At 72.1% G+C, this 16,412-nt stretch carries 14 protein-coding genes; 7 read left to right on the top strand and 7 right to left on the bottom strand.

Translation table 11 applies throughout. The features are described from left to right. Window positions 1–244 precede the first annotated feature (244 nt). The 3 genes from IG62_RS0122365 to IG62_RS0122355 form a co-directional block, all read right to left on the bottom strand. Window positions 245–1,102, bottom strand: coding sequence for a fumarylacetoacetate hydrolase family protein (locus IG62_RS0122365; protein WP_030805991.1), 858 nt, complete (start codon window positions 1,100–1,102; stop codon window positions 245–247). A 139-nt stretch (window positions 1,103–1,241) separates the two neighbouring features. After that, a complete protein-coding gene (gene yidC / locus IG62_RS0122360; protein WP_030805988.1) occupies window positions 1,242–2,450 on the bottom strand; it encodes a YidC/Oxa1 family membrane protein insertase in 1,209 nt (402 codons plus the stop codon). Window positions 2,451–2,734: 284 nt separating this feature from the next. Then, window positions 2,735–3,040, bottom strand: coding sequence for a DUF6412 domain-containing protein (locus IG62_RS0122355; protein ID WP_030805985.1), 306 nt, complete (start codon window positions 3,038–3,040; stop codon window positions 2,735–2,737). A 172-nt stretch (window positions 3,041–3,212) separates the two neighbouring features. On the opposite strand from IG62_RS0122355, the gene IG62_RS48905 reads away from it, so the two are divergent. The 3 genes from IG62_RS48905 (at window position 3,213) to IG62_RS0122340 (ending at window position 7,816) form a co-directional block, all read left to right on the top strand. After that, window positions 3,213–5,258, top strand: a complete 2,046-nt coding sequence (locus IG62_RS48905; RefSeq protein ID WP_037838967.1) for an AMP-dependent synthetase/ligase — start codon at window positions 3,213–3,215, stop codon at window positions 5,256–5,258. 251 nt (window positions 5,259–5,509) lie between these two features. Next, window positions 5,510–6,157, top strand: a complete 648-nt coding sequence (locus IG62_RS0122345) for a DUF4142 domain-containing protein (RefSeq protein WP_030805979.1) — start codon at window positions 5,510–5,512, stop codon at window positions 6,155–6,157. A gap of 189 nt (window positions 6,158–6,346) precedes the next feature. Continuing rightward, window positions 6,347–7,816 carry a DUF1996 domain-containing protein gene (locus IG62_RS0122340; RefSeq protein WP_030805977.1) on the top strand — a complete coding sequence of 490 codons (1,470 nt, stop codon included), beginning with the start codon at window positions 6,347–6,349 and terminating at the stop codon, window positions 7,814–7,816. Window positions 7,817–7,920: 104 nt separating this feature from the next. Here the strand turns inward: IG62_RS0122340 and IG62_RS0122335 are convergent, their stop codons facing one another. Beyond that, a complete protein-coding gene (locus tag IG62_RS0122335) occupies window positions 7,921–8,874 on the bottom strand; it encodes an alpha/beta fold hydrolase (RefSeq protein WP_107053039.1) in 954 nt (317 codons plus the stop codon). 120 nt (window positions 8,875–8,994) lie between these two features. Here IG62_RS0122335 and IG62_RS0122330 point away from each other — a divergent pair, with 120 nt between their 5' ends. Beyond that, the gene (locus IG62_RS0122330; RefSeq protein WP_030805971.1) at window positions 8,995–9,609 is read left to right on the top strand and encodes a TetR/AcrR family transcriptional regulator; all 615 of its coding nucleotides are present in this window, start codon (window positions 8,995–8,997) and stop codon (window positions 9,607–9,609) included. 83 nt (window positions 9,610–9,692) lie between these two features. Here IG62_RS0122330 and IG62_RS0122325 read toward each other — a convergent pair whose 3' ends face one another. Next, window positions 9,693–10,514, bottom strand: coding sequence for a PucR family transcriptional regulator (locus IG62_RS0122325; RefSeq protein WP_234326677.1), 822 nt, complete (start codon window positions 10,512–10,514; stop codon window positions 9,693–9,695). Between the two features lie 568 nt (window positions 10,515–11,082). On the opposite strand from IG62_RS0122325, the gene IG62_RS0122320 reads away from it, so the two are divergent. The 3 genes from IG62_RS0122320 to IG62_RS0122310 all read left to right on the top strand — a co-directional run bounded on the left by IG62_RS0122320 (window position 11,083) and on the right by IG62_RS0122310 (window position 14,500). Continuing rightward, window positions 11,083–11,841, top strand: a complete 759-nt coding sequence (locus tag IG62_RS0122320) for a hypothetical protein (protein WP_030805966.1) — start codon at window positions 11,083–11,085, stop codon at window positions 11,839–11,841. After that, window positions 11,838–13,388: an NADH-quinone oxidoreductase subunit NuoF family protein gene (locus tag IG62_RS0122315; RefSeq protein ID WP_030805963.1), complete on the top strand. Its 1,551-nt coding sequence runs from the start codon at window positions 11,838–11,840 to the stop codon at window positions 13,386–13,388. The genes IG62_RS0122320 and IG62_RS0122315 overlap by 4 nt, the downstream gene beginning before the upstream one ends. A 152-nt stretch (window positions 13,389–13,540) precedes the next feature. Beyond that, window positions 13,541–14,500, top strand: coding sequence for an SCO0930 family lipoprotein (locus IG62_RS0122310; RefSeq protein ID WP_030805960.1), 960 nt, complete (start codon window positions 13,541–13,543; stop codon window positions 14,498–14,500). Here the strand turns inward: IG62_RS0122310 and IG62_RS0122305 are convergent. Continuing rightward, the gene (locus tag IG62_RS0122305) at window positions 14,484–15,992 is read right to left on the bottom strand and encodes a sodium:solute symporter family protein (RefSeq protein WP_030805956.1); all 1,509 of its coding nucleotides are present in this window, start codon (window positions 15,990–15,992) and stop codon (window positions 14,484–14,486) included. The two genes, IG62_RS0122310 and IG62_RS0122305, sit on opposite strands and share 17 nt — an antisense overlap. Next, window positions 15,989–16,201, bottom strand: a complete 213-nt coding sequence (locus IG62_RS0122300) for a DUF3311 domain-containing protein (protein WP_030805951.1) — start codon at window positions 16,199–16,201, stop codon at window positions 15,989–15,991. The genes IG62_RS0122305 and IG62_RS0122300 overlap by 4 nt, the downstream gene beginning before the upstream one ends. Window positions 16,202–16,412: the final 211 nt, after the last annotated feature.

Here is a 16,412-nt window from a genome sequence, read left to right as displayed (position 1 = left end):
GTTCGTGGACGTAAAGCGACAGCAGTCCACGAACAAGGCCCCGGAGGACCGTCACCGCACCCAACACAAACCCAGCCCGCCGCAGGCGCAACGGCGAGACGACCCGCGGCGGGACAGCCGACAACGTGCGGGGCGCCGCAAAGCCGCAACGGCGAGCAAGCCCCGCGGCGGGACGGCCAAGTACGTGGGAGGAAAGCCAAGCGCAGCCACCGCGGGACGGCCAAGTACGTGGGAAGCGCCCCGCTTACGCGGCCTTCAGCTGGGTCCGTTGGCGGCCCAAGCCGTCGATCTCGAGCTCGACGACGTCGCCGGGCTTGAGGTATGGCTTCGGTTCGGGCTGGCCCATGGCGACGCCGGCCGGGGTGCCGGTGTTGATGACGTCGCCCGGGTACAGGGTCATGAACTGGCTGACGTAGCGGACCACTTCGGCGACCGGGAAGATCTGCTCCGCGGTCGTGCCGTCCTGCTTCAGTTCGCCGTTGACCCACAGCCGGATGCCGAGGGCCTGCGGGTCGGGTACTTCGTCGGCGGTCACCAGCCACGGGCCCAGCGGGTTGAACGTCTCGCAGTTCTTGCCCTTGTCCCACTGGCCGCCGCGCTCGATCTGGAAGGCGCGCTCCGAGACGTCGTGCGCCACCGCGTAACCGGCGACCGCCGCCAGCGCCTGCTCGTCGGTCTCCAGATAGCGGGCGGTACGGCCGACCACGACCGCCAGTTCCACCTCCCAGTCGGTCTTCACGCTGCCGCGCGGGACGAGCACCGTGTCGTCCGGCCCGACGACCGTGTCCGGGGCCTTCATGAAGATGATCGGCTCCTCGGGGGTCGGGGCGCCGGTCTCGCGGGCGTGGTCGTGGTAGTTCAGCCCGATGCACACGATCTTGCCGATCCGGGCCACCGGCGGACCGGTGCGCAGCCCCGCGGCGTCCAGCGCGGGCAAGTCGCCGGCGGCCGCGGCGGCGCGGATCCGGGCGAGTTTCTCGTCGTCCGCGAGCAGCGTTCCGTCGATGTCCGGCACCAGTCCCGACAGGTCCCGCAGGACCCCTTCCTCGTCGAGCAGCGCCGGGCGTTCCGCCCCCACCGTTCCGACACGCAGCAGCTTCATCGGTTCAACTCCCGTGGTCGAAGGGTCGGCCCTGGAAGGGGTCTTCCGGGCCGGCCGATGGGGGACGGCCATCGAGCGATTTGGTTGATCCTCCGAGAACGGGGTCCAGTCCGCAAGACCCCGTTCACAGACTGGACCGTTACTGAGCGGTAGTAACGATGCGTCCGGCACCACTTGAGTCGTTGCCCGAATCGCCGCCCGAGTCGCCGCCCGAGTCGCGCCGGGCCCTCGCCTGCACATCGGCCGGCAGGGGGCGCCTCGTCTGTGCGTCGGTCCGGGTGCGCGCCTCGGCGTTGGCCCTTGCCCGGGCCACCCGCTGCCGTGCCGCACGGCTCTTCGGTGCGCGCTGCTGCGGTCCGTGCTGCTGCGGTGCGCGCCCAGGGGAGGTGGCGGTGGCGGCGGACGGTGTACCGGCGGCGGGGGTGACCGCCGGCTTCTTCGCCGCGGCCCCGTTCCCTTCCGCCGCGGCCGGTACAGCACCTTGCCGCTTCTGCCGCTTCTCCTGCTTCTGCTGCTCGTCCCCCTTGGGACCCTTCGACCCCTCAGACTCCTTCTTCCCCTCGGGCCCCTTCTTCCCCTCAGACTCCTTCTTCCCCTCGGGCCCCTCCGCTCCTTCGGCCCCCTTCTCCCCCTTGTCCCGCTTCAGCAGCGCCCGTTCGCAGGCCGTCCAGGTCGTGGTCGTCACCATGTACAGGCCGGCGGCCAGCGGGACCACCGCCACCGTGATCAGCGTGCCGAACGACAGCAGCGGCATCAGCTTCGTCAACGAGGCCATGCCGGGCACCGATCGGCCCGGGGTCAGGGTCGGGGCCTGGGTCGGAGCCTGGGCCGCGGTGGCGCGGGCACGCCGGTAGTTCCAGGTGGCGACCGCCGCTATCAGCACGAACAGCGCGAGGTAGACCAGGCCCTGCGGGCCGAAGGGACCGCCGTCCGCCAGGGCCTCGCTCCAGTGGCCGCCGAGCGGTGCGCCCAGCAGCGTGTGGTCGAGCAGGCCGCCGCCCCCGGTGGAGAAGAGGTGGTACATCACGAAGAACACGGGCAGTTGGAGCAGCGACGGTAGGCAGCCGGACAGCGGCGAGGCGCCGGTCTTGGCGTACAGGTCGGCCATCGCCTTCTGCAGCCGCTCGGGGTCGTTCTTGTGCTTGCGCTGGAGGGCGGCGAGTTGGGGGGCGAGGGCCGCGCGGGCCGTCTCGCCGCGGGCCGCGGCGCGGGCGAGCGGATGCAGTGCGGCGCGTACCGCGAGGGTGAACAGGACGATGGTGGCGGCCACGGCCGCACCGCCGAAGAGCGGATCGAGCGCTGCGGCGCCGCGCCCGAGCGCATCGCCGAGAAAGCCGAACATGGACATGGGTGAGCCCTCCACGGGTCTCGTCGTGCCGGGACAGGATGTCGGCGTGACGAGCTGCGCAGACGCGGGCAAAGGGGGCAGCAAAGCCTGGGAGTCCGGAAGTCCGGGGCGGGCCTACGCCCAGAAGCCCGGAGGCGGGCCTGATCCCAGAAATCCGGACGCGGGCCTCATCCCGGAACACCGGAAGAACCGGAAGCCTGGAATGCCGGAGGCCCGGAAGGCCGGAATCCCGGAATGCGGTATCCGCCCCTGAGGAGTGCGGAGTTGCCGAGTTGCCCGTGCGTCTACGCGGCCGTCGGGAGGGCGCGGCCCGGTGCTCGGGGGCGTGGTCGGCCGGCCGCGTCGGGGTCGCGTTGGGGCAGGAACGCCGTTCGCCGCTCGCGGTCGCGGATCGCCGTACGGATCCGGCCCGGTGGCACCGGCTGTGCGCAGGACGCGATCAGGAAGGCGCTGCACAGCAGCAACAGCGCGGCGGTGGTCGCGGCCGCGGCCAGGGCCGTCGTCAGGCCCGTCTGGGTGAGGAGGAGGCCGACGAGGAGGAAGAGGATCGCGGAGGTGTACAGCCGCCATGCTTCGACGAGCCGGTACATGCTGCGCCTCCTTCCGCCTACCCGCTTACCAGGACTTGTCGTCTTCCGCTCAAGAGTAGCCGGAGACCTGGGCAGCCGGGACACCTGTGGGTAACTTGCCCTCCCTGCCGTCGGGACGGCGGTGGACCGGGAGGGGGGACCGGGGACCAAGGGGGAACACCTAGGAGGTGCTGTGCGCGACATCAGCGTTCCGGCCCTGGCGGCTCCGCTACGGACCGGCGGCCTCGCCGACTCCGTCTTCGACACCGCCGCGCACCAGCCGGACTTCGCCCAGCTGGCGCGGCGCGACGACCGGGCGCCGGACGGCTGGCTGGAGGTGACCGCCGGGGAGTTCCGCGACGAGGTGATGGCCCTGGCCAGGGGGCTGTTGGCGGACGGGATCCGGCCGGGGGCGCGGGTCGCGCTGATGTCCCGGACCCGTTACGAGTGGACGCTGTTCAGCTATGCGTTGTGGGCGATCGGCGGGGAGCTGGTGCCGGTCTATCCGACCGCGTCGGCCGAGCAGCTTCGCTGCATCCTCAACGGGGCGAAGGTCACCGCGATCGTCGTCGAGCACGAGGCGCACGCCATGACCGTGGCGGAGGCGTGCGACGCGCGCTCCCGGCTGCGCCGGCTGTGGCAGCTGGACCTGGACTGCGTGCAGCGGCTGATGGAGGAGGGCACCCGGCTGACCGACGCCGATGTGCACCGTCTGCGGCATGCCGTCGCGCCCGGTTCGACCGCGGCGATCGTGCACACCTCGGGCACCACCGGGCGTCCGCGCGGCTGCGTGATCACGCACGCCAATCTCGCCGCCGAGTGCGACACCCTCTACGCGGGCTGGGGCGGGCTGCTGGCCCCGCCCGGCGAACGCCCCTCCCTGCTGGCATTCCTGCCGTTCGCGCACGTCTACGGGCTCGTGGTGCAGGTCGCGTGCCTGCGCGGCGGGGTCAAGCTGGCCCATCAGCCCGATCCGTCCTCGGAGGAGCTGCTGCCCGCCCTCGCGTCGTTCCGGCCGACGTTCCTGTTCGCGGTGCCGCACGTCTTCGAGAAGATCTGTGCCCGCGCCCGGCTCGCCGCCGAACGGGCGGGCCGGCGGCGGATGTTCGACGCGGCGATGACCGTGGCGGTGCGGTACGCGGAGGCGCAGGCCGCGGAGGCCCGGGGCACCGGGCGCGGCCCCGATCCGTTCCTGCGGGCCCGGCACGCGCTCTACGAGCGGCTGGTGTACTCCCGTATCCGGGACCTGCTGGGCGGCCGGGTGCGGACCGCGGTGTCCGGCGGTTCGCCCCTGCTGCGGGAGCTGGGGCTGCTCTTCGCCGGCATCGGCATCACGGTCTACGACGGTTACGGCCTGACGGAGACCAGCGGTGCGATCACCGCCCAGCCGCCGGGCCAGGTCCGCTTCGGGACGGTGGGCCTCCCGCTGCCCGGCAGCGCGATCCATCTGGCGCTGGACGGGGAGGTGTGGGTGCGCGGGCCGGTGGTGTTCGCGGGCTATCTGGACGACGAGGAGGGCGACGGGGGCGGAGGTGGAAGCGGCGTTACCGGCGCCGGTGCCGGGGCGGGGCCGAACGGCAGGCACCGGCGCGGCGCGGGCCCGGGCAACGGCCCGTCCCCCGGCACCGCCCCCAGCACCGCCCACGGTCCCGGCAGCGGGCTGTACGACGGCTGGCTGCCGACCGGTGACCTCGGGCACCTGGACGACGACGGCTATCTGGTCATCACCGGCCGCAAGAAGGACATCATCATCACCAGCAACGGCAAGAGCGTTGCTCCGCAGGGGCTGGAGCAGCGGCTGTGTGCCCATCCGCTGATCTCGCAGTGCGTGGTCGTCGGCGACAACCGGCCGTACGTGACGGCGCTGATCACCCTCGATCCGGAGGCGCTGGCGCAGTGGCGGAAGCTGCGCGGCGAGCCGGAGGAGGGCGGTACGGGCGGCGGTGCGGCTTCGGGGCCGTCGCCGGAGGAGCAGTTGCAGGCGGAGGTCCGGCGGGCCGTGGCGCGCGCCAACGCCTCGGTGTCCCGTGCCGAGTCGATCCGCGCCTTCCGCATCCTGCCGGGCGAGTTCAGCCAGCAGTCCGGCCTGGTGACGCCCTCGATGAAGCTGCGCCGGGCGGCGATCGTACGGGCCTACGCGGCGGAGATCGACGCCCTGTACGCCCAGGGTGAGCGCCAGGAGCCGGAGACCCGCAAGGAACGCCGCCGGTGGGCGGCGGCGGGCCTGTACGCACGCTGAAGGACGCACGCGGAAGGACCCGGTCCCCGGCGGTGGGCGGTGAGCACGGTGCTGCCCGCGCGCCGGGCACACGCCTGTCCGCCCGCGCACCGGCTCCCGGCCGGGCCCGCCCGCGGCACCGTAGCAGTGTCGCGGCGGGCCCGGCCGTAATTTGTCCAGGGGTGAGAACCCGCGTCCACGGGGGCGGTGCGCGGCCTAGCGTCCGGTGGCATTCCAGTCCATTCCCGTAGGGACGAACCGGGAGGCGCTCCGTGCGGTCGATCCTCAGCAATTCCGCAGCATCCGGGCGGACCATCGCCACGGGACTGGTGGTCGCCGCGCTCGTGGCCACGCTCGCGGCGCTGCTGCTGCCCGTGCAGCTCTTCGGTGAGAGCGCGTCGGCGGCGACGAACACGGTCTCGTACGACGATGACGGCGGCGGCACGGTCAACACCCGTTACGGCCCGCTGACCGCCATGGACCGGGACTTCGTACGCAAGGTCAGGCTGGCCGGGCTGTGGGAGATGCCCGCGGGCCGGCAGGCCCAGGAGCGCGGCAGGACGGCGGCGGTGCGTACCGCGGGCGACCACCTCGTGGCCGGCCACACCGAGCTGGACCGGCGGTCGGTGGAGGCCGGGCGGGCCCTGGGCATCCCGCTGCCCAACCAGCCCAGTGCCGAACAGCAGGGCTGGCTCGGCCAGTTGAACTCCGCCTCGGACGCCGAGTACCCGCGCCTCTTCGCCGAGCTGCTGCGCCGGTCGCACGGCAAGGTCTTCGGGCTGATCGCGATGGTCCGCGACCAGACCCGCAACACGATGGTGCGCTCACTGGCGAACAAGGCCAACTCCACCGTGCTGGACCACATCACGGTCCTGGAGAACACCGGCCAGGTCGACTTCAACACCCTGCACAGCAGCTGAGCCGTCCAGCGGCGGGCCGTACCCGGCCGCGGCGGACGGCAGCCGGGGCGCACGCCGGCCAACCCCAAGGCGCATCCACCCCACCCCTCACACCGGACGAAGCGAAGTGATCTCATGACGCAACGGCAAGGGCACCGCCCACGGCAGCAGCGCCAGCAGTCCCATAAACGCTCCCGCCTGACGAACAGAATGCTGGTCGCCGCGGCCGCGCTCCTGCTGGGCGGCGGCGGCCTCGCAGCGGTCGCGACCACGGCGCTGGCCGGCAGCTCCGACTCCCAGCCGGCAGCCGGCCATCAGCACACCGTCCTGGCCAGCACGATCTCCTGTCCGGACGTGGGGATACGGCTCCGCCAGGTCCCGCACAGCGCCCAGCTGCAGGTCTCCAAGAGCCTGGCCACCCTCGACCGGCAGGTGCACGACGCCTACCACCGGATGATGGAGGGCAGCGGCAGCACCGTCCTCACTCAGCTCAAGCAGCAGCGGCAGCGGACCATCAGCACGATGATCACCGCCATCGCCCGGGACGCCAAACGGCCGTCGTACCTGTGGAAGATGAGCGGCTGCACCATGAAGCCCGCCGACGAGGGGGCGGGCACCGGCGGCTTCGACTCGACGAAGTCCACCCGGGACGGCTGGTACCAGGGACAGCAGCCCCAGCCCCAGGACGGCGGCCAGCAGCAGAGCCAGCAACCGGGCCAGGACGGCGGCCAGCAGCAGTCGCAGGACCCGGGTCAGCAGCAGGGCCAGAACGGTGGCCAGCAGCAGGGCCGGCCCGGCGGGCCCTCCCCCGACGACTTCGTCGACATCACCGCCGTCCAGCCGAACGCCGGTGACCCGCCGTTCGCCGCGCCCCGCGGCGGCAACGCCACGACCGGCACCTTCACCACCGAGTGCGGCCGCAACGAGGAGGGCCACTTCAACCCCGACAACGTCATCGTCACGCCGGGCGTCAGCAACGGCGCGCACCACACCCACGACTACGTCGGCAACAAGACCACCGACGCCTTCTCCAACAACGATTCCCTCGCCGCCTCCGACACCACCTGCACCAACGGCGACCAGTCCACCTACTACTGGCCGGTGCTGCGCAAGCTCGACGGGAACGCCGAGCAGAAGCCGGGTGCCGCCCAGGACGCCAACGTCGGCTCGGTGATCACCCCGGCCACGGTGACCCTCACCTACCGCGGCAGCCAGGCCGGCCAGGTCCAGGCCATGCCCCGCTTCCTGCGCATCATCACCGGCGACGCGAAGGCGTTCACCAACGGCACGAAGAACGCCAACGCCTCCTGGTCCTGCACCGGTTTCGAGGACCGCCAGCTCAAGGACAAGTACCCGCTGTGCCCCAACGGTTCGCAGGTCGTCCGCACCTTCGCGTTCCAGAACTGCTGGGACGGCCGCGACATCGACAGCGGCAACCACCGCGACCACGTGACGTTCTCCGACCGGAACGGCAACTGCCCCAACAACTTCCGGCCGATCCCGCAACTGGTCGAGCGGATCACCTACGACGTCCCGCAGGGCAACAGCTTCGCCGTCGACAGCTTCCCCGAGCAGCTGCACAAACCCGTCACCGACCACGGCGACTTCATCAACGTGATGTCGGACGACTTGATGAACAAGGCGGTCTCCTGCATCAACAGCGGCCGCGAATGCCGCTGATCCGCTGATGCGCCAGGGCCCCGGGGTGGCTGTCCGCCCCGGGGCCCTCGCACGTGGACCGGCCTTGCCCGGCCGGCACCGCTGTCATCGGTGCGTGGGGTCACTCACCCCGTCAGGCCGGACGGCGAACGGCTCTCGTCGTCCGCACGGTCCACGGAGTCCATGAACGCCAGCATCCGCTCGTTGACCAGGTCGGCGTGATCGATCTGCGGTCCGTGACCGGTGGCGGAGACGATCTCGGCGCGGGCCCCGGGGATCAGCCGCGGTACCCGTTCGACCTGCCGTTTCGGGTGCAGCAGCAGGCTCCGCTTGCCGAGCACCAGGTACAAGGGGGTGCGGATGGTGCGGAGTTCGTCCTCGGTCAGCGGCAGTGGGGCCGGGCGGCGGATACGGAAGGCACGGACGCCCGCCCTGATCATCGCGCGCAGTTCCGGCACGATCAGCACCGGCTGCTCCAGCCACTTCGCCAGCGCGGGGCGCCACACCCGCGGCGCGGAGGTCGCGAAGAGGCTGACGAAGATCCAGACGAAGAAGCGCAGCCCCACCTTCTCCAGACCGCCCGGGTCCAGCGGGATGACCGAGGCGAGCCGGCCGGGCGCGCGGTGCACCTGGTTCAGTACCAGCCACCCGCCGTACGAGGAACCGACCAGGTGCACCCGGTCCAGGCCGAGTGCGGCCAGCGTCTCGTCCAGCCATTGCGCGGCGTCCTCGGGCCGCCACATGGGTTCCCGGTGCACGCTGCGGCCCGGGTCGCCCGGGGTGTCGATCGCGTAGACCGTCCGCTCGGCGCTGAGCGCGGGGGTGTTCGGGTACCACATGGCGGAGCAGCTGCCCGAGCCGTGCATCAGGACGACGGGCGTGCGCCGCGCCGCGGCGGGGTCCGCCGGGCCGTAGCGGTAGACGCGCGTGGTGCCGTAGGAGGTCTCCACGTCGGTCTCTTCACGGATGGGCGCACCGAGGGCGTAGACCGCATCGCAGGCCGCGAAGTAGCGGTCGCGCAGGGCGTCGTTCACATAGCGGCCGATATCGGCCCGGCTACGGGTGGTGGACGGGGACACGGTCACCTCCAGGGGCGTGTGTTTTCGTGATACGACCGTACCATGATGTTGGTACAGCGGTATCATCAAAAATCGGAGGCCGGGCCCACCGGCGGAAACGACGAGCGGAGACAACGCCCGATGCCCAAGCGCGTGGACCACGCAGAACGGCGCACCCAGATCGCCGAGGCTCTCGTCCGGGTCGCCGGGCGGCGTGGACTGCACGCGGTCGGCATGCGGGACGTCGCAGCGGAGGCGGGCGTCTCCCTGCGGCTGGTGCAGTACTACTTCGAGACCAAGGAGAAGCTGCTGCTGTACGGGCTCCAGCACCTCGCCGTCCGCTTCGGTGAACGCGTCACCGCCCGGGCGCGGTCCGCCGGCACCGCCCCCGGACCGCGCGCCACCGTGGAGTCCCTGCTCCTGACGTCCCTGCCCACCGACGAGGAGAGCCGCGCCTTCCACCTCGTCTACACCTCGTACGCGGTGCTGTCGGTGACCGAACCGGCCCTCGCCGCCCAGCCGTTCCTCCAGCAGCCCGGCGCCGCCGAGGACGTCCTGACCGACCTGCTCAGCCAGGCGGCCGCGGCCGGCCTCACCACCCCCGACCTGGATCCCCGCCTGGAGGCGAGCAGCCTGCTGGCCCTCTCCGCCGGCCTCGGCACCAGCATCCTGGTCGGCCACCGCACCCCCGACTCGGCCCTCACGGTCCTCCACCACCACCTGGACCGCATCTTCGCGGGGCCGGAGCGGGACTGACCCCGCACAGCGGCCCACCGCCCCGTCCCTGCAGGAGGACGGGGCGGCGGGCCGGATGGTGCGGGGAGAGGGAACAGCGAGGGTCAGAGGCCGTTCACCCGGGCCTCCCGGGCCATGCCCAGGGGCCGTATCGAGGAGGCGACGGCGCGGGCGCGGCGGCCGGCGCGGGCCCGGTAGGAGCGGACGTGGGCCATCAGGCGGCGGCTGCGGAGGGCCATTTCGAGTTCGAAGCGGGTGCGGGGGTCACGGAGGACCGGGCCGAAGAGCTTCTCGATCTGGCGGAGCCGGTAACGGACCGTCTGCGGGTGGACATGCAGCAGTTTCGCCGCTTCCGGGGCGCCGCCGCCCTCCAGCCAGGCGAGCAGGGTGACTTCCAGGCGTTCGCTCTGCCGGGGGGTCAGTTCCTCCAGGGGGCCGAGCCAACGGGAGGTCAGAGCATCGGCGAGGGACTCGTCCTGAAGGAGCAGCAGGGCGGAGAGGTGGTCGTCGACGAAGGCGGGGCGGGACTCCGGTCCGACCCGGCCGGGGCCCAGCGTGAGGAGGTAGCGGGCCCAGCGGAGGGAGGAGGCGGTGTCGGTCGCGGGGACGGCGTGGCCGACCGCGGCGGGCCGCCCCTTGAGCGCGGCCTCCAGCCGGGCCCGGGTCTGGGTGGCCGGGTCGGGGACGAAGAGACAGGTGTAGCCGTCGACCGTGCCGATGAGCGCGTGGCCCAGTGCGGCGGCGAGTTGGGGCGCCTCGGCGGGGGTGGCGAGGACGACGGCCTGGAGGGTGTCCGGGACCGGCCAGCCGGCCGCGCGGGCCAGCTCGCCCAACCCCTCGTCGGGGGTCTCGCGTTGGCCGGCGAGCACCTCGAAGAGGTCCTGACGGGCCCGGGCGACCGGCATCGGTGTGACGACCGATGACACGGCCGGACGTTTACTTTCCGACTCTTTTTGGTAACCCAGAACTGTCAGCAGCGCCTGTTCCAGGGCCCATTGCGCCTCTTCCACGGGGGTATCGCCGAGAAGTGACGCCAATGCGGGAAATCCGCGTTGCAACTCCGCGACGACCTTCTCCGCGAGGCCCGGGAGTTCATTTCTGACTACCCGGGTCCACTCGCCTCGGGGACGCGACCAGATGCGGTTCAGGAGATCACACATCAGCTACCTCGATCCTGGCGGGGATGGGGGGTTGGACTGGGGAAGGGCGCCCCCGTGCGCCTGACTGGGCATCATCCGGAGTCCCCCGGCGCGACCGCGACGCCGCTGCAGGAATTTGTCACAGCGCGATAAACCTTACGAAAGCCTGAACGCGCTCGTAGATGCTTTTGCACATCCGGTTTACGGCCCTGTGTATCCACCCGGTTACGGAATGTTCAGTGTTACCGGGGGTCACCTGCACAAAAGCCCCGCAATAGCTTCGGGCAAATACCCCGCCGACGGAATTTCACCGGAATTCGCGTCCCGCACCCGTGCCCCGACACCGGGAGGTCCGATGTCCGCACCGCGTTTGCAGACCCGCCAGAGCCGCCGGGCAGCACACCGCGCCCGGCCCTCGCCGGATCGCACACGCGCCCGGCGGCCCCCCAAAGAACCCGGGCCGCCGGGCCGCCGTACGCCCGGCGGCCCCGCCCCGACCGCCCTGCTGCGCCCCGCACTTCCGGCCGCGCTGCTGCTCTTCATCGCCGTCACCCTGCACTCCGGCGCGATGGACACCCTGATGCGCTTCCTCGACTACGGCGCGGGCGTCCTCGCGCTGGTCTCGCTGTCGGTGACGGTGCTGTGGGGCCTGGCGGCCACCGACCGCATGGTGCTGCAGACCGGCCACCGGCTGCTCGCCCAGGCCGTGCACCGCGGCACCGGCGTCGCCGGACTCGGCTTCCTCGGCCTGCACATCTGGGTCAAGGTCGCCGAGGGCCACACCGGCACGCTGTCCGTCGCGGTGCCCTTCACCGACGGCGCCCGCCCGGTCCTCATCGGCCTGGGCACGCTCGCCGCCTACGTGTTCGTCGCCGTCGCGGTGACCGGCGCGGTGCGCGGCGCGTTCACCGGCATCGCGGCCTCCCGCTGGTGGCGTGCGCTGCACATGAGCGCCTACCTGGCGTGGGGACTGGCACTGGTGCACGGCCTGAAGTCGGGCCGTGCCGCGGCCGGCTGGGCCCTGGCCGGATACGCCGTCTGTCTCGCCGCGGTGGCCGTACGGCTGGCCCTGCGACTGCGCGATGCACGCACGAACTCAGGAGACCTCCCATGACCGCCCCCGCCCCCACCCGCCTGCTGCCGGCGCTGCCCGCACCGGAGCCCGTACCGACGCTGGCGTCGTTCGGCCCGCCACGCCTGCTGGCCGGGCTCGACGAGATGCCGCGCATGGACCGGGTGGCGCATCTGGCCCGGCACGGCAGCCTGCCGCAGCTCACCGCGCAGGAACTGGTGGCGCTCGCCGAGGACATCGAGCTGCGCGGCCGCGGCGGCGCCGGCTTCCCGTTCGCCCGCAAGGTGTCCGCGGTGCTGGACGGGATGCGGCGCGCCGAGGGCAAGGCCGCGGTGGTCGTCAACGGCAGTGAGGGCGAGCCGAGTTGCCTCAAGGACACCGCGCTGCTGCTGCACGCCCCGCATCTGGTGCTGGACGGCGCGCTGCTGGCCGCCGACGCGCTCGGCGCCCAGGAGGTCGCCCTCGGGGTGACCCGCACGGACGTGGAGGACTCGGTGCGGCGGGCGATCGCCGAACGGGGCCCGGTGCGGCCGGCCTTACGGGTCACCCTGCTGACCGAGCGGTTCGTCACCGGCGAGGGCAGCGCGATGACCAACGGGCTGGGCGGCGGCCCCGGCTTGCCCTCGGGCCGCAAGATCCGCTCCAGCGAGCGCGGGCTGAACGGGGTGCCGACGCTGCTGTCGAACACCGAGACCTACGCCCAGCTCGCCGTGGCGGCCCGGCTCGGCGCCCTCGGCTACCGGACCGCGGGCCTGCCCACGGAACCGGGCACCCTGCTGCTGACCGTCGCCGGCAACCGGGTGGTGGAGGTCCCCTACGGGGTGCCGCTGGCCCGGGTCCTGGCGCTGTGCGGGATGGACCAGGGGCAGGGCGTGCTGATCGGCGGCTACCACGGCACGTTCGTCTCCCCCACGGACGCGCAGACCGTCACGCTGTCCCGGGACTCGCTGGCCGAGTGCAACGCCGTCCTGGGCGCCGGCGCGGTGCTGCCGCTGCCGTACGACACCTGCCCGGCCGGGGAGACGGTACGGGTCGCGCAGTGGATGGCCGCCGAGTCCGCCGGGCAGTGCGGCCCCTGCGTCCTGGGCCTGCCGGCCCTCGCCGACCAGCTCGACCTGGCCGTACGGGGCGGCGGCGAGGCCGCCCTGGAAGCCGTGCAGAGCCGCATGCGGGCGGTCGAGAAGCGCGGCGCATGCAGCCACCCGGACGGCACCGCGCGGTTCGTGGCCTCGGCCCTCGCCGCCTTCCCCGAGGAGTTCGAGCGCCATGCGCGGGGGTTCGGGTGCGGCCGCCCGGTGACCGGAGCGCTGCCGGTCACCGGGCACCGGCCGTCGCCCGCCGCACTGCCCGCCCCGGTGCCCGCCCAGGCCAAGCCGGCCGCCCCGCCGCAGGAACGGCTGCTGGTCGACTGGACCCTGTGCCGCGGCCACGGCCTGTGCGCGGACGTCGTGCCGGGCGTCATCAAGCTCGGCCCGGACGGCTACCCGGAGCGGGCCAGCATGCCGCTGCCGGCCCGGATGCGGCGCCGGGCGCAGCTCGCGGTACGCCGCTGCCCGGCCCTCGCCCTGCGGGTCCAGGGCGGCAACTGACCGCTCCCGCACGGTTTTTGACCGCCGGAGAAAAACTTCGCGCGGCATGAACGCCGGGCACCCCGACCGCCGTATCCCCGTGCGACGGCAACCGGCCGGCAAGCAACGCACCACCTCACCCATCGACTTCGCCCAACGGCATTGGAGACACCATGATCACTCGACGTCGTGCGGGACTCGCGGCCGCCGCGGTCGCCACCCTGGCGCTCACCGCCGCCTGCGGCAGCAGCGACAACCAGAGCGCCGGCACGCCCACCACCGACAACGTCCAGCCCGCCGGCCAGGGCACCAGCCAATACGGCTACGGCTCCTCCGGCTCCGGACAGGGCGACGACGGATACGGCGGGCAGGCGGGCGGGGACAGCGGCAAGGCGCCGACCGGGCCGAGCGCCGGCACGCTGGCGCTGCACCAGGACGCCAAGCTCGGCCCGGTCGTCACCGACTCCAAGGGCATGACGCTCTACCGCTTCGACAAGGACACCGCCGAGCCGCCCAAGTCCAACTGCTCCGGCTCCTGCGCCACCACCTGGCCCCCGGTGCCGGCCGACGGCTCCTCGGCCCCCGCGGGCATCGCCAAGAGCGCACTGGGCTCGGTCACCCGCGCCGACGGCACCAAACAGCTGACCATCGGCGGCTGGCCCGCCTACCGCTACGCCAAGGACACCAAGGCCGGCGACACCAAGGGCCAGGGCGTCGGCGGCACCTGGAACGCGCTGACCGCCGAGGGCAAGAAGGCCGTCGCCCAGGAACCCGCGGACGTCTCGGTGCTCAACCAGCCCGAGCTCGGCCAGATCCTCGTCGACGGCAACGGCATGACCCTCTACCGCTTCAACAAGGACAGCGCCTGGCCGATGAAGTTCGGCTGCAACGACGCCTGCCTGGACACCTGGAAGCCCGCCAAGCCCGCCGACCGCTCCAAGCTGAAGGGCATCGCCCCCAAGCTCATCTCCACCGTCACCCGCCCCGACGGCATCCGCCAGCTGGCCGTCGACTGCTGGCCCGTCTACACCTTCACCGGCGACAAGCAGCCCGGTGACATCAACGGCCAGGGCAAGATGGGCCTGTGGTTCGCGGTCTCCAAGGACGGCAAGAAGCTCACGACGACGCCCTGACCGGTTCGGCCTCTCCCTCCGGGGACCCGTCCTCCACCGCCAGCACCTCGGCGTCCGGCCGGTCGTCCGCCTCCCGCGGCCCCAGCCAGGTGACCGTCAGCGCCACCGCCAGATTCACCGCGAGCCCGACCAGCCCCGCGTTCATCCCCCACACCGGATCGTGTCCCCCGAAGACCAGGACACAGACCAGAGCGAACCCCGCCGCCAGGCCGCTCACCGCGGCGAGCCACGTCAGCCGCCGCCACACCAGCCCCAGCAGCAACATCGGCACGAGCTGCGCCATGCCCTCGTACGAGATCAGCGACAGCCGGACCAGGGTGTTCGGGGCGGTGTACGTGAGCACCAGGGCCAGCGCACCCGCCGCCACCACGACCACCTGCGACCACAGCTTCTGCCGGGTGGCCAGGCGCGGCACCGCACCCAGCACGCTCCTCCCCCACATCGTGCCGATGACCAGCATGAACACGGCCATCGGCACGATGGAGGAGAGCGCCGCGGCCACCCCGATCAGGCCCACGGCCCAGGCCGGAAGGGAGTCCACCACCAGCTTGAACAACGCCAGATTGGAGTCCGCACCGGTCAGCCCCGGCACCACGAACAGCGCCGCCAGCCCCAGCAGCATCGGCACGAACAACAGCACGTTGTAGAACGGCAGGTACATCGCGTTGCGCCGCAGCGCCTCGGCGTTGCGGGCACCGAGGTAGCCGGCGACGGTCGTCGGAAAGATCACCACCGTGAGGGAGTTGACGACGGTGGTGGTGACGAACCAGACCTGCCCCAGCCCGCCCGAGGCGTGCCCCGGGAACGTCAGCCACTGCGCCTTCTCGGTGGTGACCCGGTGCAGAAAATCCCCGTAACCGCCGAAATAATGCAGCGGCACGTACACCACCAGGAAACCAAGGGTGCCGATGACGAGGACGTCCTTGAGCACCGACACCCAGGCACTGCCCCGCAGGCCGCTGACCACGACGAACCCGCAGGTCACCGCGAACCCGAGAAAATAGGCCCAGTTGAGGCTGATCGTGCCGTACGAAATGGTCGAGACGACCACGCCCATGCCGGTGATCTGCAGCTGGATGTACGGCAGCAGGCACACCGTCGCGAGAACGGCCACCGCGGCACCCAGCCAGGGCCGCCGGTAGCGGTGGGCGACGATATCGGTGATCCCGACGAGGCCGTGCCGGCGGGCGTAGCCCCACAGCATCGGCCCGACCACATACCCCAGCGCATAGCCGCAGGACATATAGGCCACCACGTACAGCACCGGCGCACCGAAGTTGTACCCCCACCCGGCCGCGCCGAGATAACTGAAGCTGGTGTAACTCTCACCGGCCATCAGCACCCAGATGAACACCGTCCCGAGACTGCGTCCGCCCACCGACCACTCGGCGAGCCCGCCGCCGGAGCCCCGGCCCCGGACGGCCAGCAGCCCGAGCACGACGGTGACGACCATGAACCCACCGAACAGGGCGGTGGAAACGGTCGCGTTCATGCCCCCTCCCCGCCCCGGCCCCGCGCCCGGTCACCGCGCCGCGCCAGCCACACGGCCGGCGGGGTGGCGAGCGTCGCCACCAGCATCCAGAAGAACAGGAACGGCAGCCCCAACACGGTCGGCGCCACACGGTTGGCCGCCGGCAGCACCCCGAGGAAGAGCACGTAGGGCAGCAGCAACCACAGCCGGCTTCTCGAACGCTTTCGCACAAGTTGAGGGTAGGCGCCCACGCTGCGCTTTGCGGCGCCTCCCACGTACCTGGCCGTCCCGCCGCGGGTGTTGCTCGCCGTTGCGCGCTTTGCGGCGCCGCGTACGTTGTCGGCCGTCCCGCCGCGGGGCTTCTCGCTGTTGCGCGCTTTGCGGCGCCGCGTACGTTGTCGACCGTCCCGCCGCGGGGCTTCTCGCTGTTGCGCCTGGCGG

This window comes from Streptomyces sp. NRRL S-337 (genome assembly GCF_000720175.1).
GTDB classification, from domain to species: domain Bacteria; phylum Actinomycetota; class Actinomycetes; order Streptomycetales; family Streptomycetaceae; genus Streptomyces; species Streptomyces siderophoricus.
Note: the sequence above shows the minus strand (reverse complement) of the source record. Positions and strands in the feature narration are given on the sequence as shown.